The following is a 22,649-nucleotide window of genomic DNA, read 5'->3' on the forward strand; positions in this document are numbered from 1 at the left end:
TTTTATAATAGGTAGCTTACGGAGTGAATGGCTTCGTAGGCTACTTCTTCATTTATTAAGTTAGAATTTTGAAGATATTCATTATCCGGATAATAAATAAATAGGCAGCTTTTTTCAGCTATCAAAGGAATAATCTCTTCTCTCAGCCCCATTGGGATAGAAGGACAACCAAAACTGCGACCTAATCTTCCATAATTCTTAGTGAAAGATTTATCTACATAATTAGCTCCGTGCATTACGATGGCTCTATCTCTGGCATTATTATTAAAACCAGCTTCTACACCATCTAATCTCAAAGAAAGGCCATGCTTGCCTGAATAAGTTTCACCTGTTACATAAAAACCCAAGCTACTAGTGTTAGAGTTAGGCACATTAGAAAACTTCTTGGCAAACTCATTACCACTGTTTCTACCATGGGCTACTAAAGTATGATAAAGGACCTCGTGAGTTTTAAGATCAATAATCCATAGACGCTTTTTATTAGAAGACATTCGAAAGTCAATGAGAGTAAGCAAACCACTTTCAGAAAGTTTATTTTGCTTTTTTAAATTCAGATAACCAATCAATCCTTTTTTGAAGAGTTCATACTCAGGTTTAGGGCCAGTGGTTTTAAGCAGCGCATAGTTATTCTCGATATAGCTCGCCAGAGCTTTACTTTTTTCAGATACCGGAATGTTAGCGAAAAGACTAGAATAAGGAACAAGCACAACTATTAAAAAAGAGAGGATAGTTCTTCTTATCATTAACTAATGTTTAAAAGGTTAAAACTGATACTTCTTTGATGTCCAGATGAGGAACGAACCAGCGTGCAAAATAATTTCCGACTTGTAAAAAAAATTCTCAGGTCGGGAAAAAAGTTGCACATGACGCTTCATTTACAACCGGCTATACAGCTAAAAAACTCCCTTATGGCAGTCTGGCATAACATTTACTTATATAAAATCGTAAAACTGATATATAAGTTATGTTCTATAGATACCTAAAGCTATTAATTCTCTTACTATCATCTGTGTTATTCACCCAGTGTAATAACACTATGAAAAGAACCTCACAACTTGAGTCGAAAGGTCTAATAAATCATGACCCTAACGACACCTTCAAGTATACAGTAGAACCGGCTGAAGGTAACCTGACTAAACTTCCCAATTCAGCTCTAAAATCTTACATACAACTGTTTTTAGACACTTTAACTACTGCTCACTACATACCGGATAATATCCATAGGGAAGAGGTGAAACAAGAAGTTGACAGTTTCTATCAATTGAACGATCATAAGCTGTTTTGGCTATCTTACGATGGACCATCTCCTAAAATAAAAATACTTCAGGCCGAATTACTCAATGCTTCGGCTCATGGTTTAAATTCAGAAGATTATAATATTTCTAAACTCATTAATTATGAACAACAGGTTTTCTCTAAAAAACCGGTTAATGCCTTTGAACTGATGCAACTTGATGTCCGCCTATCAATAGCTTACCTTTCATATGGCTATCATTTAAAAAATGGTAGAATTAAACCAATACAAATAGATAAATTATGGAGTTCTGAGTATGCTCCCGAACCTGTAGCTCATGAGCTTTATCAAGACGATATTCAAAAAGCCTTGAAAGAGATGGCTCCTAAAAATGAAAACTACGAATCATTACAAAAAGCCTTAGCCTTTTATAAGGCAATTCAGGTAAACGGAGAATGGAGCACATTACCGGAAAAAACGAATCTGAGACTGGGAGATAGCAGTGTTTTAATTCCTCAACTTAAGCAAAGACTAGTGTTCTCTAATGACCTGGCAGAGGAAGAATTAAAGAAAGACAGCATCTATTTCAGTGAGGCCTTAGAGTCTGCTGTAAAAAGATTTCAAAGCAGAAATGGGCTTACTACAGATGGTATAGTAGGAAAAGGAACCGTACAAGTAATGAACATTCCTCTACAATCAAGAATAGATCAGATAAAACTCAACTTAGAAAGAATGCGCTGGATGCCTAGTAACTTGGGCAATAAGTTCATTTATGTGAATATACCGGCCTATGAATTATTTGTGTTTGATGATGGTGACACGCCTGTACATATGCGTGTGATAACTGGAGAAACTGACCACGCCACACCTGTTTTAACTGACCGATTAACCCACTTAGTATTTAGCCCTACATGGACTATTCCTAAAAAGATTATACAAAATGAAATGCTTCACCGCATGAAAACGGATTCCACTTATTTAACCAGAAATGGATATGAGCTTTATGAGGGCTGGAACTCTACCGCTCCAATAGATCCAACTTCTGTTAACTGGGATGAAGTAAATGTGAGTAATCTGAGAGTAGTACAAAAACCTGGCAGATCTAATGCCCTGGGATTAGTAAAATTTCCTTTAACTAATGACAGAAGCATTTACCTTCATGACACGCCATCTGATTACCTTTTCACCCGCGATAAAAGAGCTTTCAGCCATGGATGCGTAAGGTTAGAACAACCAGATGTACTGGCAGAATATTTACTTAAAGACCAAAATTGGGATAATAAAAAAGTAAGAGAATACATGGAGAAAGGCGAGCCCGCCACCATTTCTTTAAATGAAGAAATACCAGTATTCTTAGTTTATAGAACCTGTTGGGTAGATAAAACCGGTCTAGTTAATTTCAGAAAGGATATTTATAACATTGATGATATCCAGTTAGTAAAGCTAAGAGACATGCAAAAGCAAAAGATAGTGAGTCTATTTTAAGTCATCAGGTGAAATCACCTTTTGACTTAGGAGCTCCCTCATTACTATCTCAGTCATATCACTTTTAAAGGCAAATTCATATCTAATGTCTGCCACATAGGCTTTAAGCCTCATTTTAAGATATGACCTGCGCTCTTTTACTTCATTAAAGAAAAGTACTGCCACTGGTTTATTAAGGTACACAAACTTAGAAGTCTGAGCTGCTTCCATAGCTATCTTTCTTACTTCATCAGTATTAACGGTGATAGGAAGATAAATTTCTGCTACTACCTGGCAGTTAGCCTCGCCAGTGTTAGAGTTAGATACAGACTTATTCATGAGCTCACCATTAGGTACACTCACCAAGGAATCATCAGGAGTTACTATTCTGGTAGACCGAAGACCTATTTCTAGCACTTCTCCATAATATTCACCTATTTCAATTTTATCTCCTACCTGAAAAGGCCTGTCAAATAAAATCATTACTCCTCCGAAAATATTCTTTAAAATATCCTGAGCCGCAAAACCAACCGCTATACCAATTGATGCCGTAGCCGCAATGAGGCCATCTACTGGAGGATGAAAAATACCTACAATAATAACTAATAGCACGGCTATCCATATAGATATTTTTATTACAGGAATAAGGCCTTTGATAGTAATCCTATAATTGGTACTCTTTTCGGCCATTCTCTCCAGAATAGAACCAAAAAAACGGGTAACAAAATAGCCTACAATAAGAAAAATAATAGCCCAAAACACTTTACCCACTGATACGATTTCAGTAAGTGATGGTGCATGATCTTTAAGACCGTCAATCAGATTTTCACCTTCCTTTTGAGTTAATGTATCTATTTTAGTCTCCCCCAGAGCTGAAGAATCTACCTGCACTACTACTATGGCAGTATCTTTCACAGAGTCTGTTTGTGCATAGCCAGCACTCAACACCAGCATCAAAACTAATATGCCTATAACCTTTTTCACTAATGAATAATATTTTTAGACTTTAATAAGTCCAGCGTATGCCTGTACAATAACGGATTTATAAAATACTTTTTCTCTTCTTTTATCAGCACTCCATCTTCATATAAAGGATAAAGCACTGACCTCACTTTGCTTACCGATGCATGACTGATATTACTGTATTCCTCCTCTGTAATGCCATCATGTAAAATAATATTAGCCAGAGCAAAGGTTTTATCCAAAGACAAGCCCTTCATAAAAGAAAAATCATTTTCATTTAAAGAGCCGATAAAGATAGTATTCCCTTCAATTTGCCTCGTAGAACGAAGCCAATAGACTAAAGCTAAGCTCACATTGCTCTTCGCAATATTATTTAAAGAATGAAAATACCTTTCTCTCAAAAACTGCTGCTGCTCATTTTCAGGAAGCCTTTTAAACTTTTTGTTATTGAGTTCATTACCTGAAGGTTCATATTTCAGATTATAACCACTCACGCGGTGCCTCTTATCTATTAAGCTAATGATAGAGGCATCACTCATGTCATTTAATGAAATATGATAACTAAAATGGTCAGACAGATTGATAGTTTTATCTAGATAATTCCATGAATATTTAGTGCAAGAGCATACCCAAAAAACTTTTTCGTTAGTCATGGCTATTATCTCCATAAGCTTACGCAGGGTATCAAAGCCTCTTACCTTCTTTAGATATAGCTTTTGAATATTTTCCAGCACTACAATCTTTTTCTTTGCATTTAAGAAAGTAATTAACTCCTCCTCGGTTCTAAACTCCTCTTTAAACGCCTCCGCAAAGCAACTGATCAACTCATCTAAATTATGAATTGTATCAGAAGGACTAATTCTATAAACCGTGCTGCTGGTGCCTAAATCTTTGAGATAAAAGTTGAGTAAAGTGGTGGCTCCACTCCCCTTTTCTCCTATGAGCACTGATGCTGCAAAGCGGCCCTTCATCCAATTATTATAAGCCGTATTCAAAGTCCTCATTTCCTCGGCGCGTCCCTCAAAAAAGTTGATATCAGCCAACGGCTCAAGTTTAAAAAGCCTTTGATACACAAAAGGAAGCTTCTCTATGGCACTTCTGGTTTCAGCCAGAAAATCAGCCAACTCCGCAGAAATAGAATCCTGACTGGATAAGCCATACCTTTTATAGGTTTTATTAATGAGCAAGTGAATATGCTCATACTTTAATCTCACAAAAGAAATGACGGCAGGCGCTAAATTCTTAATTCTATGAACCAGTTCCTCTTTTAGGACCTTACTCTTTTGCAGTGCCTTACCCTTGGCTATCCTAACCCGGATATCATAAATATTCTCATTATTAGTGAAACGCGTGAGGCCTTCATTAAACTTATATAACCCCTCATATAGCTGTTTATCAATCTCCTGCTCAAATGATTTTAAGCTTTCTTCTATTGATATTATTTTTTCTGCCGTTCTATCAATACCCTGAATGGCTATATTCTTAGGCTTATTTTCTTTATCATCACCACCAAATAATGATAGCGCAGACTCCAGATTAAACTCTGCAATTTGTCCCACCCCTATAATTTCATTCTGGGTTTGGCTGAGCTGCTCAGTAAGCTTCACCTTAACCGCTCTTATTACTTTTAATAGCTGAGGCCATGATTCAAAATGAATAAGTTCAAAAGGCGAGATATAGTTAATAGCAGAAGCCTTAATAGGTTGATCATAGTCAGCGCCCTTTACAATGGCTCGTTTTTCTGATACAGAAGCAATCAATCTGTCAATTCTATAATCCACACTATTTACTAAAGAAGGCAAGTCTTGTTTGAGGATCAGCTCATTGGTTTCTACCAAAGTCTTTTCAGAAAGCTCTTCTCGAAGAGCTGTTATCTCCTTACGAATTAAGGTCTTTAGTTGATTACCATCATCAGAAGCACTGGCTAGTCTTTCTTTTACCTTTTCCAGGTAGGCTGTAACCTTTTCCAATTGACCTCCAATTACTTTTTCTACCCTATGCTTAAGCTGATTAAATGCCTGATGATATTCTGTGAGGCCTGCGTACTGAATGAAGTATAATTCCAGGTCTATCTCCCAATCATCAGACAGTGCGGTAAAGGTATTGAGCCAGCCTTGCTGATCAGACTTGTACTGTTTTAGCAAACGCTCATGCAGGCTTTCAATCTTCTTATGACTGTACTGAGAGTTAGAAAGCTCCATAGTCCCTACTTTGAGGTAGGCATTTTCATAATCATTAAAAAGCTTTTCAAAGGCTTCTATGGCAAAGTCTTCTATTTCCTTTTTGAATTCCTCCAGGTTATGTATCGCCTGATCCAGAGGATGTAAAATATTCTCTTCTACTTCAAACTCATGCTCTGAGGACTGCACATACTGCTTACAGGCTTTCTCTATCTCCTCATCTATCTGCCATGCTACTCTGGTAGAATGACTTACTCTACGATCAATTTTAGCTATAACCGGAAGCAAAAGCAGAGGCAATGAACCTCCGAAATGAAAGCTTGCCAGATTCTTTAAACGAACATGATGTACCCAGGGTCTTAAAGGCTTAACAGGCTTTTTAAAAAGCTTTCTAAATACATTAAGAAATTTCTCAGGAGATTTAGACACGGCGTAGAACCGCCTTTTGAACCACTTTCTTGTTCTCAGAAAACGAGAATCACCCTGAGTTTTATAAAACCTTTCCTGCTCTTGTGGCCGGGTAATATCTTCCTCTAAATCCTCTATAAGATCATTCACCTCCTGGTTAAAAAGCAGAAAGTCAACATCAAAATTGACCACTTCGGGTTCTGAAAATCGGCTTTCAACCAGCTTTACTAAACTAGATTTATAGTCTTTGATCAGTAAGAGTGATGATTCAAAATTATCTGGCGCTATACCTCCCTCAAGGATGTCTTGCTGCAAAGCCCGCACCTGTTTCAGAAAAGTGATCTGAACATCAATATCACGATGTAAAACCTCTAGAAATTGCTTTTCAACAATTGCCTTGGCTCTATGGTATTGCTCTTGAAGCTCGGAATTCATTCACGCAATATAAAAAATTATTCATTCGCTACCTATGTGAAGCAGCGCATCGCCCATGTTCACTACCGGATAATTATTAATACCTATAACATATCCATTGATAGGCGATTTTATACTTTTCTCGAACTGGCCATAAGGATCTGTAATAAGGCCTATGATTTGATTTTTCTCTACTTTGCTACCATTACGCACGTCAGCATGATGCAGCCCCGCATGCTTAGCCCTTACCCAAGTAGAAGTTTTCAAAAACACCGATTCCTTTTCTATAGCAGGTGCTTTTTCTCTCATGCCCAGGTATTTCATTACTCTAAGCAATCCATTCACACCCATATCTATTACCTGCTTTCTGAGACGAAGTGTTTCTCCACCTTCAAAAACCAAGATAGATTTTCCCGCTTTGGCGGCTGTTTTTCTTAATGATTTATCTCTAAAAGGAGATTCTATGATAAATGGAGCTCCAAAGGCTTTGGCCAGATCCATTTCTTTAACTGTATTAAAGACTCCTCTCACTTGAGGGAAGTTATTATGACTTGCCCCTCCTGTATGAAAATCTATTCCGAAATCTACCTGAGGTAATATTTCACTGGTCATAAAATGTGCCACCCTGCTTGCCAAAGATCCATTCTTAGACCCTGGAAATGACCTGTTAAGATCTTTACCATCAGGCAAACCTCTTGACTGGTTGATAAAGCCATACACATTAAAAACCGGAATCGCTATCACACTTCCCTTTGTAGGCCTGTGATAATGATTCATGATTACCCTGCGCATAATTTCAATACCATTGGTTTCATCACCATGCACCCCTGCCATCACTAATAAAGTAGGCCCTGGCTTAGTAGACCTGCTCACAAACACAGGTATATTAATAGGCGTTCTGGTTGGCAGTCTTGCTATAAGAGCATTGATCTGCAATTCCTGCCCTGGAGCCACTTTATGACCATCGATTACTATATCATGCATTCACCTTATCCTTTTGTATCTTCCTCTTTTTTTGGCTGTTTCTTTCTAAATATTCAATGATTTTACCTGCTATATCAAGGCCGGTAGCATTTTCTATACCTTCTAGCCCTGGAGATGAGTTCACTTCTAAAATAAGTGGCCCGCGAGATGATTGTAACATATCAACACCAGCAACTCCTAAGCCCATTTTCTTAGCTGCTGTAACTGCTGCGGTCTTTTCTTTTCGAGATAATTTAATAACCTGAGAGGTACCTCCTCGGTGTAGGTTAGAACGGAATTCTCCTTCTTTAGCCTGTCTTTTCATGGCTCCTACCACCTCACCGTCTACCACAAAGGCACGAATATCTGCACCGCCAGCCTCTTTAATAAATTCTTGCACTATGACCCTGGCTTTAAGCCCATGGAATGCTTCAATTACTGAAGCTGCCGCTTTTCTATTTTCGGCCAATACTACCCCAAGACCTTGTGTTCCTTCTAGTAATTTAATAATTACAGGTGCGCCACCCACGGCGTTAAGAATATCATCGGTTTCTCTGGAGTAGTTAGTAAAAACTGTTTTAGGAAGTCCTAAACCTGCTCTGGATAAAATCTGAAGACTTCTCAGCTTATCTCGTGAGCGTATAAGAGCCTGAGATTCTACAGCGGTAAACACTTTCATCATCTCAAACTGACGCACTACCGCTGAACCATAAAAAGTAACAGAGGCCCCTATTCTGGGGATAATTGCGTCAAAATCATCTAAATTTCTTCCTTTATACATAATGGATGGCTTGTTTTGCTCCATCACTATGGTACATTTCAGATGATCTATCACTTCAGATTCATGTCCTCTATCCTTACATGCTTCTACCAAACGGTGGGTTGAATATAACTCAGAGTTTCTGGAAAGAATGCCTATTTTCATGGTTAGTCTTATTTGGCGATTTTTAAATTTTGAAGATTCAGCCTTAGCTTATTTTGTTTTTCTTTTGTTTACTTTTAAATGACAAGTTGTGATGAGCTACATCTACAACAAAGCCCTTTTTTAATAATTTACGCCCCAACAGAATAGGAAACTTCAAATTACCTCTGTTACTCAGAGAAAATTCTGTTATAAAGTCTTTACCAAACATGTGAATTACGGTGGTTATAATAAACCTCTTCTCAGAGTCTCCAAAAGAGTTTTTTATTTCTCTTTCTTCGAACTGCTCGAAGTAAAAACTTTTTCCATTGTAGTCAGGGTGTGTAGGATCCAGTAATGTGAAATGCAATACCCGGCGCCCGTCTCTTTCTACTATTTCTGCATGGTGATAATGAATAGCAGAGGTAAAGGCTCCTGTATCTATTTTAGCATCCAGATCGTACAAATCTAGCTTTGGCAAATCAATTTTATCATTTCTGCCGATTAATATTTTTTCAGCCATTGATGTACAGTAAAATTTCTTTCGAAATTTAAAAAGTTATTATAAAAAACTACTACTCACTCACCTTGAACTTCACCTTTGTATTCTCCCAACTTAGGGCGACATCAGATGGTTCTACCTCTATAGTAAAGGCTTCTACGGGAGCACTTAGGGCCTCTGGTTTTACGTTTACACGCAGTACGTCCTGAGACTCATCATAGTTATAGGCCCCCCATTGGTTGGCGTTACTATTAAATATGACTATCCATTCGTTTTCTCCCGGAATAGTAAACAGCGAGTAAGTTCCTTTATTCAAACTTTTTCCTTCTACTTTTACATCCTTATCAAAAGTGATGGTAGTAGCATTATTAGCTCCTGTTCTCCACACTTTTCCATAAGGAACCAGTTTGCCCATTACTTTTCTGCCCTTGGCTGATGGCTGGTGATATTTCACTTCTATATTTACGCCATCAATCTCTCCTTTAGCAGTAGCTGCGGGGCTCTTCATCTTCTTTTGAGCCATCAATGCAGTAGCACTGAAGAGCATCACTATAAAAACTGTAACAATTCTTTTCATATAAAATTCATTTAAAAACTAACAGAAGGATTCTAAAAATTGTTAAAATAAAAAAAGGTTGACGCCCGAAGACACCAACCTCTTTAACTTTCATTATTTCAACCTGTAAACCAATAATATAAACGGTGCATACCTTAAAAGGTTATGAAAAAATAGCATCTTTTTTACAATTTAGTAACTTAAAAAAATAACGCTATGACTACTGTAACTCCTATAAAAAACATATTAATCCCATATGATGGTTCTCCTCAGTCTAAAAACGCACTGCAATATGCTATAGTACTCACAAAGCTTGTAAGTGGTCAGCTCACCATACTGAAGAGCTATAATGTGGCTATGGAAACCACCACTGCTGACGCCACCACGGGCATATACCCTATTGCACTCACTGAGTTTAAAGAAATCACTGAAGATGAACTCAGCGAGCTAAACGCTGAGTTTAAAGAGCTAAATGATATTCCTTATAAAACCATTAGCTCACCCGGCGTGCTTATAACCGCCATTGAGCTCTACACAGAAGATAATCCTATTGATGTGATTATTATGGGAACTCATGGTGCAAGCGGTTGGGAAGAATTTCTGGGAGGATCTACCACTGCAAATATGGTGGGCAACACTGATTCTACTCCATTATGGGTAGTGCCATACGATGTAAAAAGCTATGAAACGCCCAAAAGAATAGCTATAGCAGTAGATCCTGATAATATACCTGCTGCTGAAAAGCTGACTTTTCTGGATGAAGTAAGTACGCTCTTTTCTGCTGAAGTATCAGTAGTGTATGTAGCCGATAAAAAGAAAGGTTCCATCGACTCTTTTGCTGAATCAATAGACAAAAATGCTGAAGTCTACTGGCTGCAGGGAGATATAGATGATGCCCTATTGGATTTTTCAATCAATAATGATATTGACATTTTATTTGCTGTGCACAAAGATCGTAATTTCTTTGCCTCATTATTTCATAGTAGTGTAGCTAAGAAAATAGTATCTCACACTTCTATACCTGTAGTAGTTTTATAAACTATCAGCATATAAAAGCACTTTCCAGGCTTCCAGCACCTCGCCTTTTTCGAGGTGTTGCCTGGCTTGCTGGTGCAGTTCCGTAATATTTGCTTTTAGGTTTTGCGTTTTCGCAAAGGCTTGAACTTCATCTGCCGATGGCAGTACTTCTACATTACCCAGCCTCCCCAGGTCATTGCCGGTAAGCACGTCACTATTTCTTATTGACTCAGGTATCTGATCTACTCCTACACCTAATTTACGTAGCGGCTTGGGCACTTCAAAAATAGCATCTCCCTGAGCCCTGGTATACCAGTTTGCCCCCATGCGAGCCACAGCATCCAGTTTGTAAGGATCTATTACCTGATTTTCATTTAAAACAGAATCTTTAACATGAACCAGAAGCACCTCACAAATTACCAGTATACCTGCACCACCCTGATCTCCTAACGGCTGTACTTTATTAACCTTACACTCAAAGGCCACTGGCGATTCCGCCACCCTTGGCGGCTTCACTTTTTCTGATGCCACTGGCGTAAGACCCGATTTCACAAACTCATTTACCCCTTTATCATATTCAGTGCTAGTAAGCGACATCTGTTCTACAATAGGATAATTAACCGTGCTTATAACCACTTCTGGTACTTCCAGCACATTTTCATGCGTATCTTTTGTAGTATTATCCCGGCCCCTTCTGGCAGGAGCAAATATTAATACTGGAGGATTAACACTGAAAATATTGAAATAACTAAAAGGACTTAGATTAACATTTCCTTGCTTATCTACGGTGCTGGCAAAGGCTATTGGTCTTGGCGCCACCGCTCCCACCAACGCAGAGTGTAATGTGCTTAACTCTACTTTATTCGGATCTATTATCATTCCCTATTATTATTTACCTGGTAAAATTCTATTCCTGAGCTCTCCAAACCCCAGCCTAACACCATTCTTCTTACAGCATCCCTTCATTATTACGGCATCCCCATCTTCTAAAAACTTTCTTTCTTCACCGTTTTTTAATTTAAGAGGCTTCGTTCCTTTCCAGGAAAGCTCCAGCATAGAACCATAACTGCCCGGCTCTGCACCACTAATAGTACCTGAGGCATACATATCTCCCACCTTCAAATTGCATCCATTCACCGTTTGGTGGGCCAGCTGCTGATTGGCATTCCAATACATATATTTAAAATTAGTAGAGCAAATAAGATTTTCTTCTTCGCCTTCTGGCTGAAGATAAACTTCAAGGTCTATATCATAGTTTTTATCTCCGGCATACTGTAAATAAGGAAGTACTTCAGGTATTTGTTCCGGTCCTTTGGTTCTAAAAGGCTCCAAAGCATCAGCTGTTACCACCCAGGGAGAGATGGATGACGCAAAACTTTTAGCCAGAAAGGGACCCAATGGCACATACTCCCAAAATTGAATATCTCGGGCTGACCAGTCATTAAATAATACGAAGCCAAATATATACTCATCAGCCTCCACTGTGCTTACGGGATTTCCCATCCCATTTTCTTTACAGGTAATAAACGCCATTTCCAGCTCAAAATCCAGTCTTTTAGAAGTACCGAAGAGTGGCTTATCAGCTCCCTGAGGTTTCAACTGCCCTTTTGGTCTATGTATATTAGCTCCCGATGGCACTATAGATGAAGCCCTACCATGATAGCCCACCGGCAAATGCTTCCAATTAGGCATTAGTGCATTTTCTTTATCTCTAAACATTTCCCCTACATGAGTAGCATGATGTTCATTACTATAAAAATCGGTGTAATTGGGGATGTTTACCGGCATCAACATCACCGCCTCTTTAATGGGGATCAGCGCCAACTCCCGGGCAGGCTTGTTATCTCGTAGCTCTTCATTTTCTCTATTGAGCAATTCTGAGATTCTGTTTCTCACCTTTCTGGTAATTTTCTTCCCTAAGCCTATAAAACTATTCAGATATTGCTGATTAAAAACCCCTGAGGGTAATCCCAGCCCGTCTAAAAATCCATTTTCATGAAGGTAGGTAAGATCCAATATGTATTCTCCGATAGCCACGCCTGCACCTGCGGTGAGGTAGTCAGTCTTAAAAACACCAAAGGGTAAATTTTGAATAGGAAAATCAGATTCAGCAGAAACCATTACCCAACTCTTCAATGAAGGATCATTCGCTTTTATATTCATTCCAGTAGCATTTTTCATCAGAAGCGTCCTTTATCCATTAAACAATATAGTGCTTCAAAAATGTATTTACAAAATCATAGAGTAAACCTGAGCAGCCGCTGTATGTTTAACCTTTCATTTTATGTTAAAAATTGCGAGGCATTTTCCTATTTTTGCGTTCTTAACCAAAAATCTAGAATTTAGAATGTCGCTTTCAACAAAGTATGATCCATCGGCAGTAGAAGAAAAATGGTACCAGTATTGGATGGACCATGGTTTTTTTCACTCAGAGCCCAACCCTGACAAGGAGCCTTACACCATAGTAATACCTCCTCCTAACGTCACCGGTGTATTGCACATGGGTCACATGCTAAATAATACCATTCAGGATGTTTTGATAAGAAAGGCCCGAATGGAAGGAAAAGAAGCATGCTGGGTGCCAGGAACTGACCACGCCTCCATAGCTACAGAAGCTAAAGTGGTGGCCATGTTGAAAGAAAAAGGCATAAACAAAAAAGACCTTACCCGCGAAGAGTTTCTTAAGCATGCCTGGGAATGGACTGACAAGTACGGCGGCATCATTCTGGAACAGCTTAAAAAATTAGGAGCTTCTTGTGACTGGGACAGAACGCGCTTCACTATGGAAGAGTCTCTCTCTGAGTCTGTGATAGACGTATTTATAGACCTTTATAACAAAGGCCTTATTTACAGAGGGGTGCGCATGGTAAACTGGGATCCTCAAGGAAAAACAGCGCTTTCTGATGACGAGGTAATCCATAAAGAAGTACAATCAAAACTGTACTATGTAAACTATAAAATTGAAGGCGAAGATACTTATGTAACTATCGCTACCACCAGACCTGAGACTATTTTAGGAGACTCTGCTATATGCATTAACCCTAATGATGAAAGATACGCTCATCTAAAAGGGAAAAGGGCTCTGGTTCCCTTAATAAACAGATCTATTCCGATCATTGAAGATGAATATGTATCAGTTGAGTTTGGTACAGGTTGCTTAAAAGTAACGCCTGCCCATGACATTAATGACTATGAGTTGGGTATAAAGCATAATCTGGAGTCTATCGACATTCTTAATGATGATGGTACGCTCAATGAAGCCGCTCAGATGTTTGTTGGCGAAGATCGCTTTGTGGTAAGAAAGAAAATAGCAAAAGAACTTGATGCCATTGGTCAGCTCAACAAAATAGAAGACTATACTAATAGCGTAGGTTTTTCTGAAAGAACTGATGCTGTTATTGAGCCTAAGCTTTCTACACAGTGGTTCTTAAAAATGGAAGACATCACTAAGCCGGCTTTAGAAAATGTGATGAATGATGAAATCCAGCTGATACCGCCTAAGTTCAAGAATACTTACAGGCACTGGATGGAGAACGTGCATGACTGGTGTATTTCCAGACAGCTATGGTGGGGACATCAAATTCCTGCTTTTTACCTGCCTAATGGAAGCTATGTAGTAGCCAAAACTAAAGAGGAAGCACTTGCTAAAGCACAAGAAAAAGATAGTAGCATTACCATAGACCAGCTTACGCAAGACGAAGATGTGCTAGACACCTGGTTCTCTTCATGGCTATGGCCAATGTCAGTTTTTGATGGATTAAACAATCCTGATAACGAAGATATTAACTACTACTATCCTACTAATGATCTGGTAACAGCGCCCGAGATCTTGTTCTTCTGGGTAGCCAGAATGATCATAGCAGGATATGAATATAGAGGAGAAAAACCTTTCAAAAACGTGTACCTCACTGGTATAGTAAGAGATAAGCAGAGAAGAAAAATGTCTAAATCATTAGGCAACTCTCCTGATCCTCTTGACCTGATAAAACAATATGGTGCGGACGGTGTGAGAACTGGAATGCTTTTCAGCTCACCTGCAGGAAACGACTTATTGTTTGACGAGAAACTTTGTGAGCAGGGAAGAAACTTCTCTAACAAAATATGGAATGCCTTCCGTTTAGTTCAAGGTTGGGAAGTAGATGAAAACCTGGATGGTGCTGCCAATGAAACAGCCATAAAATGGTTTAAATCCAGATTTAACCAAACGGTAACTGAGGTAGAAGATCATTTCAGCAAATTCCGTATTTCTGATGCATTAATGAGCATATACAAACTGATATGGGATGATTACTGCTCATGGTATTTAGAAATGATTAAGCCTGAGTTTGGCCAACCTATTGATGCTAAAACTTTAGAGCAAACCATTATTTTCAACGAGCAATTGATGAAAATTCTTCATCCGTTTATGCCATTCCTTTCTGAAGAATTATGGCATGAGCTAAGAGAAAGAGATGAAAAAGATTGCCTTATTGTAGCAGAATGGCCAAAAGCAGAAGCCATTGACGAGCAACTGTTAAGTGATGCGGCTTTAGCTTTTGAAGTAGTTACTAACGTTAGAAATATCAGAACTACCAAGCAGATCTCATTCAAAGAAGCTCTGGAATTAAAAGTAAAATCAGAGAAATTTGATACGCTAAAAAACTTCCAGTTCATTATTCAAAAACTGGCTAATGTTAGCAGTGTAGAACAAGTAACTGATAGCGTAGAAGGGGCTCTGACTTTTGTAGTAAAGGCCGATGAATTCTTTATACCAGTATCAGGATCTATAGATGTAGAAAAAGAGAAAGAAGAACTTCAGAAAGAGCTGGAATATACCAAAGGCTTCTTAAAATCTGTAGATAAAAAGCTGAGCAATGAAAGGTTTGTTAACAATGCCCCAGAGCAGGTAGTGGCTATGGAGCAGAAGAAAAAAGCCGATGCTGAAGCCAAGATTAAAGTTTTGGAAGAGAGCTTGGCTAATCTTGGATAAGAGTTAGTCCTAAAAAACACAAAAAAGCCTGATTCAAAATTTGAATCAGGCTTTTTTTATAGCTTAAAACCTGGCTGCCATGAGCAGCCCCAGATCTTTATGTTTCATATGAAATTTTCGAGCAATATGTTCATTGGTAAGGCTGCCTTTATACGCATAAACCCCTCTCATAAACCATTTATGAGCAAAGATCATATCTTCCATGCCGCCTTCTTCTGCTGCTCGTAAAATAGTAGGGGTAAATATATTACTCAATGCCGTAGTAGCTGTAAAAGCCACTCTGGAGGCTATGTTAGGAACACAATAGTGAATAACATCATACTTTCTAAATACAGGATTCTTCAGGCTGGTTTGCTCTGAAGTTTCAAAGCATCCACCTTGATCTATAGAAAGGTCTATAATTACTGAATCAGGCTTCATTTCTGCTACCATCTCTTCAGTAACCACATATCTGTTTCTTCCTTTTTCTGGCCTTAAGGCACCTATCACCACATCAGCCTGCTTTAAACTGCGAGCTAAAGTAGCAGAATCAATGGTAGAAGTATATAGCTGCCGGCCTAGTGCCTGCTTAATTCTTCTCAGTTTATAAATATGATTATCGAAAATCTCTACATCGGCTCCCAGGCCTATGGTGGCGCGGGCAGCATATTCGGCCACAGTACCGGCGCCAAGTATCACTACTTTTGTAGGCGGTACTCCGGTAATACCACCCATGATTACGCCTTTACCACCACTGCTACTGCTCAAATATTCTGCTGCTATAGACATCACCGTATTACCTGCTATTTCACTCATAGCTCTGATAATAGGCATGCCTCCTACTTTATCTTCTATAAATTCAAAGGCCAGCGCGGTGATCTGCTTTGCGTTTAAGGCTTTTATATATTCTGCTGACTGACTTCCCATTTGAATAGCAGAAATAAGCACCTGCCGGGGTTTCATCATCTCTATCTCTTCCAGTGTTGGGGGCTCTATTTTAAGTATCGCCTCTGCCTTATAGACCTCTTCCGCAGAATAAACTATTTTAGCTCCGGCATCGCTATAGTCCTTATCAGAAAATTTGGAACCAAGACCTGCCTTAGTTTCCACCCATACTTCATGACCATTGTTAACCAAAAGGGCTACAGAGTCAGGAGTTAAGGTTATGCGCCTTTCTTGTAGTGAAATTTCATTAGGAAGACCTAAAAAAAAGGAATGCATATTTTTCTTTACGGGCATTAATTTTTCCTCGGGAGATAAGCTAGACTCCTTTACCAGCTCAGCAAAACCCATATGTTCTTTCTTACTCATACCTGGTTACTTCAATTAACCTGCTGTTATCTTCAGTAATGCTAATATCTATTTTTAATAACTCATCAGGTAAGAGATCACTTACTTTAGAAGGCCATTCTATAAAGCAATAATCTCCAGAGTAAAAATATTCTGTGGCTCCTATTTCCATTGCCTCTTCCTGATCATCCAAACGATAAAAATCAAAATGATAAAGGGTTTCCCCTTCATCATTATTATATTCATTAACTATAGCATAAGTAGGGCTATTTACCACATCTTCAACTCCTAATTGATCACAAATAGCCTTTATTAAGGTGGTTTTCCCAGCTCCCATTTCTCCGTCAAAAATCCACACCTTATCATCTCCGGCAAAGTCAATAATCTGCTTTGCCACTACTTTTATTTCTGCCAGACTTGAGTAAGTAATACTAAGTCCTGGCGAGATTTTATGAACCATACTTCGAATTTAGTGAAATAATCGGAATAATCATTTCCTCCATCGATACTCCTCCGTGCTGAAAGGTATCCTTGTAGTAATTCACATAATAATTATAGTTATTAGGATAAGCAAAGAATTGATCTTCTGTAGCAAATACATAGGTAGAAGAGACATTAATTTTAGGTAAGTGCAAGCGTTCAGGCTTAAATGCTTCCATTATTTTATCTCCACTATCATAGCCTAAATTTTTACCTTGTTTATATCTAAGGTTAGTATTTGTATTACGATCACCCACAATTTTAAAAGGCCTTTTTACCCTGATAGTACCATGATCTGTAGTAATCATCAGCCTTCCGCCGGCTTCAGCAATATTTCTAATGGCTTCTATAAGAGGTGAATGCTCTATCCATGATTTAGTAATAGAACGATAAGCAGACTCATCAGGGGCAAGCTCCCTGATCATAGCCATATCAGTACGGGCATGAGAGAGCATGTCTACAAAATTATAAACAATCACATTGAGCTGATTATTCATCAGGTTTCTGATATTATCTACCAGCTGCTTTCCTTCACTGATCTGTTTTATTTTATGATAGCTAAACTTAATATCCAGATTGTTTCTTCTCAGCTGTCTTTCTAAAAACTGGTCTTCGTAGTTATTCTTTCCTTCTTCCACATCTTCTCCTACCCAAAGATCCTTGTGCTTCTGAGCCATTTCTGCAGGCAGCATTCCTGAGAAAATAGCATTTCTGGAATAGGCAGTCGTCGTAGGTAATATTGAGTAATATGTATCCTCTTCTTCAATAGTAAAATGCTCATGAATGGCAGGTTCTATAACCTTCCACTGATCATATCTAAGGTTATCTATCACTAAAAAGAACAAAGGCTTACCATCATCTAACTTAGGGAACACTTTCTTCTTCATTAATAAGTGCGAAAGCAAAGGTTTATCAGATTCAGGATCATTAAGCCATGACTCATACTCCTCTTTAATAAAACGGGTAAATTGGTTATTAGCTTCTTCCTTTTGAGTAAAAAGCACTTCTGCCATGCTTTTATTTTCGGTCTTATCTATCTCTAACTCCCAATAAATAAGCTTTTTATATATTTCTGCCCACTCAGCATGGTTAAGATCATCTCCAAAAGCCATACTAATATTTCTAAACTCCTGCTGGTAGGTTAGGTTAGTCTTCTCTGTTATCAGACGTTTATTATCCAGTATTCTTTTTACCGAAATAAGAATCTGACTAGGATTTAAAGGTTTAATCAGGTAATCAGCGATTTTGGCACCAATAGCTTCTTCCATGATCAATTCTTCCTCACTTTTGGTAATCATAACTACCGGCAAGTTTGGCCTCATACTTTTTATTTGAGTCAGTGTTTCCAGCCCTGTCATTCCAGGCATATTTTCATCAAGAAACACTACATCATAGTGGCTTTCCTCACATTTTTCTATAGCATCGGCTCCACTATTCACTGGTGTAACATCGTACCCTTTGTTCTCTAAAAAAAGTATGTGTGGCTTTAATAAATCGATCTCGTCATCAGCCCACAAAATATTATATCTTTGCATATATTGGTTTTTTACTCTAATTAAAAACTTCTTATACAATCGTAACGCAATAAAATCAGATTAGATTGAATAAAAAGAAAATTTTCAACGATCCTGTCTACGGATTTATTAACATAAAAAGTGAGTTGGTGTTCGATATTATAGAACACCCTGTTTTTCAGAGGTTAAGAAGAATAAAGCAATTAGGACTTACAGGCCTGGTTTATCCGGGCGCATTACATACCCGATTTCATCATGCCATAGGCGCCATGCACCTGATGACCAGAACGCTGGAGAGCCTTAAAAGCAAAGGAATAGAAATATCAGATGAAGAATATGAAGCGGCTCTTATCGCTATCTTACTTCATGACATGGGCCACGGACCGTTTTCTCACGCACTGGAGTTTAGCTTACTGCCAGGCATACAGCATGAAAGTATTTCATTTTTGTTTATGAAATATTTAAATGAGGTTTTTGATAATAAGCTATCCATGGCCATCAAAATATTTCAAAACACTTATCACAGAAAATTTCTTCATCAGTTGGTGAGCAGCCAGCTGGACATGGACAGGCTGGATTACCTAAAGAGAGATAGCTTTTTTACTGGTGTTTCTGAAGGAGCCATCGGCCTGGAGCGGATTATAAGCATGCTCACCGTGGTAGATGACCAAATAGTGGTAGAAGAAAAAGGCATCTATAGTATAGAAAACTTCCTTAATGCCAGAAGGCTCATGTACTGGCAGGTGTACCTGCATAAGGCTTCTGTTAGTGCAGAGAAAATGCTCATTAATATGATTATCAGAGCTAAAGATTTAGCCACGAGCGATCAGGAAGTATTTGCTACCCCTGCCCTCAAGCACTTTCTCATGAATGAATATACGCTGGAGGATTTTCAGAATAACGACAGCCTTTTAACCACCTTCGGGCAGCTAGATGATTATGACATTTGGGGAGCTATAAAAGTATGGCAAAACCATGATGACAAAATACTGAGCACCTTGAGTCAGTTCTTACTTGGCAGGAAGCTTTTTAAGATAAAACTTACTAATGATCCTTTAAGTAAAGAAGAGTTAAAATCTTTGAGAAATCATATAGCAGAGGAATATAATGTACTCAGAACAGACAGCAGGTACTTCTTTGCTCATGGTGAAGTAACTAATAAAGCATACATAGCCGGCGGGCAGACTATCAATATTTTAACAAAAAAAGGGAAGGTAATAGACATAGCTGAGGCAGCAGATTTACCTAATATTAAGGCTATGAGTAAAATTGTCAAAAAATACTACCTATGCTGCCCTAAAAATGTATCTTTGTAAAAAGAAATTAACCATTCTATCTCATTTAAATGAAGTTTACGGTCGATCAGATTGCGTCACTTTTAGAGGGCGAAGTGGTAGGAGATGGCAGTGTGGAAATAAGCATGCTGGCCAAAATTGAGAATGCAAAAGAAGGCGAAATATCTTTCATTTCTAATCCTAAATACGAACACTTTCTCTACTCTACAAACGCTAGTGCAGTAATCACAAAGAAAGGTTTTCAACCAAAAAAAGAAATAAAATCTACCTTAATCCTGGTAGATGATCCATACAGCTGCTTTACAGTCTTATTAGAAGAATACCATAAGTTCATCAGTTTCCAAAAAACTGGCGTAGAACAACCTTCTTTCATAGGAGAAAACAGCTCTGTAGGCGAAGATATATACCGAGGTGCGTTTTCCTACATTGGAAATAACGTGAAATTAGGTAACAATGTAAAAATCTATCCTAATGCTTACATTGGTGATAATGTGGTAATTGGAGACAATTCCATCATCAATGCAGGTGTAAAGCTATATGCTAACACTCAGGTAGGATCTAACTGCGTTATACATTCCGGTACTGTAATTGGTAGCGACGGTTTTGGCTTTGCTCCTCAGAAAGATGGCACTTATAAAACTATCCCACAGATGGGCAATGTAATTATAGGTAACAATGTAGACATTGGAGCTAACACAGTAATAGACTGTGCTACTTTCTACGGTGATGCCACCAAAATAGGTGACGGTGTAAAACTAGATAACCTCATTCAGGTAGCTCATAATGTAGAAATAGGTAACAATACCGTTATAGCAGCCCAAACAGGAGTAAGTGGCTCCACCAAGGTAGGCGAAAACTGTGTAATAGCAGGCCAGGTAGGTATAGCAGGACATATTACCTTAGCGAACAAAACCTCAATAGGTGCACAAGCAGGATTGGGTAAAACCATCAAAGAAGAAGGCGCTCAGCTTATGGGAAGCCCTGCTTTCAATTACAAAGACTATTACAAAACTTACGCTATTTTCAAAAATCTACCGGATTTAAATGTCAGATTAAAGCAACTTGAAGAAAAAGTACTAAATTTGCCGACATTTCAAGAAAAGTAATGAATATCAAGCAGCAAACAATTAAGAAATCAGTAACATTATCTGGCGTTGGCTTACATACCGGTGTACAGGCCAACATGACTTTCCTCCCCGCCAAGCCAGGTCATGGAATAAAGTTTCAAAGAGTAGACCTTGAGGGTTCTCCTATAGTAGATGCCGATGTAGATAATGTAGTAGATTTATCTCGCGGAACTACCATAGAGCAAAGTGGTGCCAGAGTAAATACTGTGGAGCACACACTAGCCGCACTTGTAGGTCTGGAAATAGATAATGTTCTCATTCAGTTAGATGGCCCTGAGCCTCCTATTATGGATGGTAGCTCTAAGCAATTTGTAGATATACTTAACGAAGCCGGAACGGAAGAGCAAAATGCTTTAAGAGATTTTTACGAAGTTCAGGACAGCCTATTCTACAGAGATGCTTCAAGAGATGTGGAAATAGCAGCATTACCGCTAGATGACTACAGAGTAACTGTAATGATCGATTACAACTCTCCTGTATTAGGTAGCCAACATGCTTCTTTAACCAACATCAACCAGTTTGAAAAGGAGATTGCTTCATGCCGAACATTCTGCTTCCTTCATGAGCTGGAAATGCTTCATAAGCATAATCTGATTAAAGGTGGAGATTTAAATAATGCCATAGTAGTAGTAGACCGAGTGGTAAAAGACGAAGAACTGGAAAGTATTGCCAGCCTATTCAACAAGCCCAAGGTAGAGGTAAAAAAAGAAGGCATTTTAAATAATGTAGAGCTTAGATACAAAAACGAACCTGCAAGACACAAGCTACTCGACATTATGGGTGACTTAGCACTAGCAGGAAGACCCATCAAGGCTCAGATACTTGCTGCCAGACCAGGACATGCCGCTAACGTAGCCTTTGCTAAAAAGCTTAAAAAAGCAATGCAAAGCTCTAGCAAAAACAATGTTCCTAAATATAATCCGAACTTACCTCCGGTATTAGATATTAATCAAATCACTAACATCTTACCTCATAGGTTCCCATTTTTATTAATCGATAAGATTATTCATTTGGATGATGAGAGTGTATCTGGAGTAAAAAATATTACCACTAACGAGAATTACTTCTTAGGTCATTTCCCGGGAAACCCTGTTATGCCTGGAGTACTTCAGGTAGAAGCTATGGCTCAGATAGGTGGTATTTTGGTACTTAACACTGTTCCTGATCCAGAAAACTACTGGACTTACTTTTTGGGAATAGAAAATTTCCGATTCAGAAAGATGGTGTTACCAGGGGATACGCTGGTAATTAAATGTGACCTGCTTGCTCCTATTAAAAGAGGAATCGCCAAAATGTCTGGAAGGGCATATGTAGGCAACACCCTTGTGTGCGAAGGAACAATGACTGCCAGTATAGTAAGAAAGGACAGTTAAGATAATACCCTCACAGGTAT

At 38.5% G+C, this 22,649-nt stretch carries 18 protein-coding genes; 6 read left to right on the forward strand and 12 right to left on the reverse strand.

From position 1 onward, the window contains the following. Nucleotides 1-2 precede the first annotated feature (2 nt). Nucleotides 3-743, reverse strand: coding sequence for a murein L,D-transpeptidase catalytic domain family protein (locus LVD15_RS02060; protein ID WP_233778630.1), 741 nt, complete (start codon nt 741-743; stop codon nt 3-5). Nucleotides 744-1,036: 293 nt separating this feature from the next. Here LVD15_RS02060 and LVD15_RS02065 point away from each other — a divergent pair, with 293 nt between their 5' ends. Then, nucleotides 1,037-2,719: a L,D-transpeptidase family protein gene (locus LVD15_RS02065; protein ID WP_233778631.1), complete on the forward strand. Its 1,683-nt coding sequence runs from the start codon at nt 1,037-1,039 to the stop codon at nt 2,717-2,719. Here the strand turns inward: LVD15_RS02065 and LVD15_RS02070 are convergent. Genes LVD15_RS02070 through LVD15_RS02095 form a run of 6 tightly spaced genes read right to left on the reverse strand, consistent with a single transcriptional unit; the run spans nt 2,711 to nt 9,606 of the window. Then, nucleotides 2,711-3,682: a mechanosensitive ion channel family protein gene (locus tag LVD15_RS02070; protein ID WP_233778632.1), complete on the reverse strand. Its 972-nt coding sequence runs from the start codon at nt 3,680-3,682 to the stop codon at nt 2,711-2,713. The two genes, LVD15_RS02065 and LVD15_RS02070, sit on opposite strands and share 9 nt — an antisense overlap. Next, nucleotides 3,682-6,684, reverse strand: coding sequence for a P-loop NTPase family protein (locus LVD15_RS02075; RefSeq protein ID WP_233778633.1), 3,003 nt, complete (start codon nt 6,682-6,684; stop codon nt 3,682-3,684). The genes LVD15_RS02070 and LVD15_RS02075 overlap by 1 nt, the downstream gene beginning before the upstream one ends. A gap of 21 nt (nt 6,685-6,705) precedes the next feature. Continuing rightward, nucleotides 6,706-7,647 carry a succinylglutamate desuccinylase/aspartoacylase family protein gene (locus LVD15_RS02080; protein ID WP_233778634.1) on the reverse strand — a complete coding sequence of 314 codons (942 nt, stop codon included), beginning with the start codon at nt 7,645-7,647 and terminating at the stop codon, nt 6,706-6,708. After that, nucleotides 7,640-8,551, reverse strand: coding sequence for a 30S ribosomal protein S6--L-glutamate ligase (rimK, locus tag LVD15_RS02085; protein ID WP_233778635.1), 912 nt, complete (start codon nt 8,549-8,551; stop codon nt 7,640-7,642). Before rimK ends, LVD15_RS02080 begins: the two co-directional genes overlap by 8 nt. Nucleotides 8,552-8,594: 43 nt before the next feature. After that, complete coding sequence (locus LVD15_RS02090) at nt 8,595-9,050, reverse strand: ATP-dependent zinc protease family protein (RefSeq protein ID WP_233778636.1); 456 nt, start codon at nt 9,048-9,050, stop codon at nt 8,595-8,597. Nucleotides 9,051-9,102: 52 nt separating this feature from the next. Then, entirely contained in the window at nt 9,103-9,606 is a 504-nt protein-coding gene (locus LVD15_RS02095) for a DUF2911 domain-containing protein (RefSeq protein ID WP_233778637.1), read from the reverse strand. Between the two features lie 195 nt (nt 9,607-9,801). On the opposite strand from LVD15_RS02095, the gene LVD15_RS02100 reads away from it, so the two are divergent. Continuing rightward, nucleotides 9,802-10,623: a universal stress protein gene (locus LVD15_RS02100; protein ID WP_233778638.1), complete on the forward strand. Its 822-nt coding sequence runs from the start codon at nt 9,802-9,804 to the stop codon at nt 10,621-10,623. Here the strand turns inward: LVD15_RS02100 and LVD15_RS02105 are convergent. Together LVD15_RS02105 and fahA are read right to left on the reverse strand one after the other, a co-directional pair. After that, the gene (locus LVD15_RS02105) at nt 10,618-11,481 is read right to left on the reverse strand and encodes a flavin reductase family protein (protein WP_233778639.1); all 864 of its coding nucleotides are present in this window, start codon (nt 11,479-11,481) and stop codon (nt 10,618-10,620) included. The two genes, LVD15_RS02100 and LVD15_RS02105, sit on opposite strands and share 6 nt — an antisense overlap. Before the next feature lie 9 nt (nt 11,482-11,490). Further along, nucleotides 11,491-12,765 carry a fumarylacetoacetase gene (gene fahA, locus LVD15_RS02110; RefSeq protein ID WP_233778640.1) on the reverse strand — a complete coding sequence of 425 codons (1,275 nt, stop codon included), beginning with the start codon at nt 12,763-12,765 and terminating at the stop codon, nt 11,491-11,493. Between the two features lie 184 nt (nt 12,766-12,949). Here fahA and LVD15_RS02115 point away from each other — a divergent pair, with 184 nt between their 5' ends. Continuing rightward, nucleotides 12,950-15,571 (forward strand): valine--tRNA ligase, encoded by a 2,622-nt coding sequence (locus LVD15_RS02115; protein WP_233778641.1) that lies wholly within the window; start codon nt 12,950-12,952, stop codon nt 15,569-15,571. A gap of 63 nt (nt 15,572-15,634) precedes the next feature. On the opposite strand, the gene LVD15_RS02120 is transcribed toward LVD15_RS02115, so the two are convergent. The 3 genes from LVD15_RS02120 to porX are packed head-to-tail and all read right to left on the reverse strand — an operon-like array spanning nt 15,635 to nt 18,855. Further along, nucleotides 15,635-16,861 (reverse strand): alanine dehydrogenase, encoded by a 1,227-nt coding sequence (locus LVD15_RS02120; RefSeq protein ID WP_233778642.1) that lies wholly within the window; start codon nt 16,859-16,861, stop codon nt 15,635-15,637. Next, nucleotides 16,854-17,300: a tRNA (adenosine(37)-N6)-threonylcarbamoyltransferase complex ATPase subunit type 1 TsaE gene (gene tsaE, locus LVD15_RS02125; RefSeq protein ID WP_233778643.1), complete on the reverse strand. Its 447-nt coding sequence runs from the start codon at nt 17,298-17,300 to the stop codon at nt 16,854-16,856. Before tsaE ends, LVD15_RS02120 begins: the two co-directional genes overlap by 8 nt. Further along, a complete protein-coding gene (porX, locus tag LVD15_RS02130) occupies nt 17,290-18,855 on the reverse strand; it encodes a T9SS response regulator signal transducer PorX (protein WP_233778644.1) in 1,566 nt (521 codons plus the stop codon). Before porX ends, tsaE begins: the two co-directional genes overlap by 11 nt. Nucleotides 18,856-18,920: 65 nt before the next feature. Between porX and LVD15_RS02135 the strand changes: the two genes are divergently transcribed. The 3 genes from LVD15_RS02135 to LVD15_RS02145 are packed head-to-tail and all read left to right on the forward strand — an operon-like array spanning nt 18,921 to nt 22,629. Continuing rightward, complete coding sequence (locus LVD15_RS02135; RefSeq protein ID WP_233778645.1) at nt 18,921-20,150, forward strand: HD domain-containing protein; 1,230 nt, start codon at nt 18,921-18,923, stop codon at nt 20,148-20,150. A gap of 29 nt (nt 20,151-20,179) precedes the next feature. Further along, nucleotides 20,180-21,235, forward strand: a complete 1,056-nt coding sequence (gene lpxD / locus LVD15_RS02140; protein ID WP_233778646.1) for a UDP-3-O-(3-hydroxymyristoyl)glucosamine N-acyltransferase — start codon at nt 20,180-20,182, stop codon at nt 21,233-21,235. Next, entirely contained in the window at nt 21,235-22,629 is a 1,395-nt protein-coding gene (locus LVD15_RS02145; protein WP_202243982.1) for a bifunctional UDP-3-O-[3-hydroxymyristoyl] N-acetylglucosamine deacetylase/3-hydroxyacyl-ACP dehydratase, read from the forward strand. Before lpxD ends, LVD15_RS02145 begins: the two co-directional genes overlap by 1 nt. The last annotated feature ends 20 nt before the right edge of the window (nt 22,630-22,649 follow it).

It is taken from the genome of Fulvivirga maritima (genome assembly GCF_021389955.1).
Lineage (GTDB): Bacteria > Bacteroidota > Bacteroidia > Cytophagales > Cyclobacteriaceae > Fulvivirga > Fulvivirga maritima.

What these genes read in the sequence shown, in the direction of transcription:
- LVD15_RS02090 (WP_233778636.1), bottom strand. Translation starts at nt 9,050, where the DNA reads ATGGCTGAAAAAATATTAATCGGCAGAAATGATAAAATTGATTTGCCA.
- LVD15_RS02120 (WP_233778642.1), bottom strand. Translation starts at nt 16,861, where the DNA reads ATGAGTAAGAAAGAACATATGGGTTTTGCTGAGCTGGTAAAGGAGTCT.
- LVD15_RS02080 (WP_233778634.1), bottom strand. Translation starts at nt 7,647, where the DNA reads ATGCATGATATAGTAATCGATGGTCATAAAGTGGCTCCAGGGCAGGAA.
- LVD15_RS02060 (WP_233778630.1), bottom strand. Translation starts at nt 743, where the DNA reads ATGATAAGAAGAACTATCCTCTCTTTTTTAATAGTTGTGCTTGTTCCT.
- LVD15_RS02100 (WP_233778638.1), top strand. Translation starts at nt 9,802, where the DNA reads ATGACTACTGTAACTCCTATAAAAAACATATTAATCCCATATGATGGT.
- rimK (WP_233778635.1), bottom strand. Translation starts at nt 8,551, where the DNA reads ATGAAAATAGGCATTCTTTCCAGAAACTCTGAGTTATATTCAACCCAC.
- fahA (WP_233778640.1), bottom strand. Translation starts at nt 12,765, where the DNA reads ATGAATATAAAAGCGAATGATCCTTCATTGAAGAGTTGGGTAATGGTT.
- LVD15_RS02105 (WP_233778639.1), bottom strand. Translation starts at nt 11,481, where the DNA reads ATGATAATAGATCCGAATAAAGTAGAGTTAAGCACATTACACTCTGCG.
- tsaE (WP_233778643.1), bottom strand. Translation starts at nt 17,300, where the DNA reads ATGGTTCATAAAATCTCGCCAGGACTTAGTATTACTTACTCAAGTCTG.
- porX (WP_233778644.1), bottom strand. Translation starts at nt 18,855, where the DNA reads ATGCAAAGATATAATATTTTGTGGGCTGATGACGAGATCGATTTATTA.
- LVD15_RS02145 (WP_202243982.1), top strand. Translation starts at nt 21,235, where the DNA reads ATGAATATCAAGCAGCAAACAATTAAGAAATCAGTAACATTATCTGGC.
- LVD15_RS02115 (WP_233778641.1), top strand. Translation starts at nt 12,950, where the DNA reads ATGTCGCTTTCAACAAAGTATGATCCATCGGCAGTAGAAGAAAAATGG.
- LVD15_RS02075 (WP_233778633.1), bottom strand. Translation starts at nt 6,684, where the DNA reads ATGAATTCCGAGCTTCAAGAGCAATACCATAGAGCCAAGGCAATTGTT.
- LVD15_RS02095 (WP_233778637.1), bottom strand. Translation starts at nt 9,606, where the DNA reads ATGAAAAGAATTGTTACAGTTTTTATAGTGATGCTCTTCAGTGCTACT.
- lpxD (WP_233778646.1), top strand. Translation starts at nt 20,180, where the DNA reads ATGAAGTTTACGGTCGATCAGATTGCGTCACTTTTAGAGGGCGAAGTG.
- LVD15_RS02065 (WP_233778631.1), top strand. Translation starts at nt 1,037, where the DNA reads ATGAAAAGAACCTCACAACTTGAGTCGAAAGGTCTAATAAATCATGAC.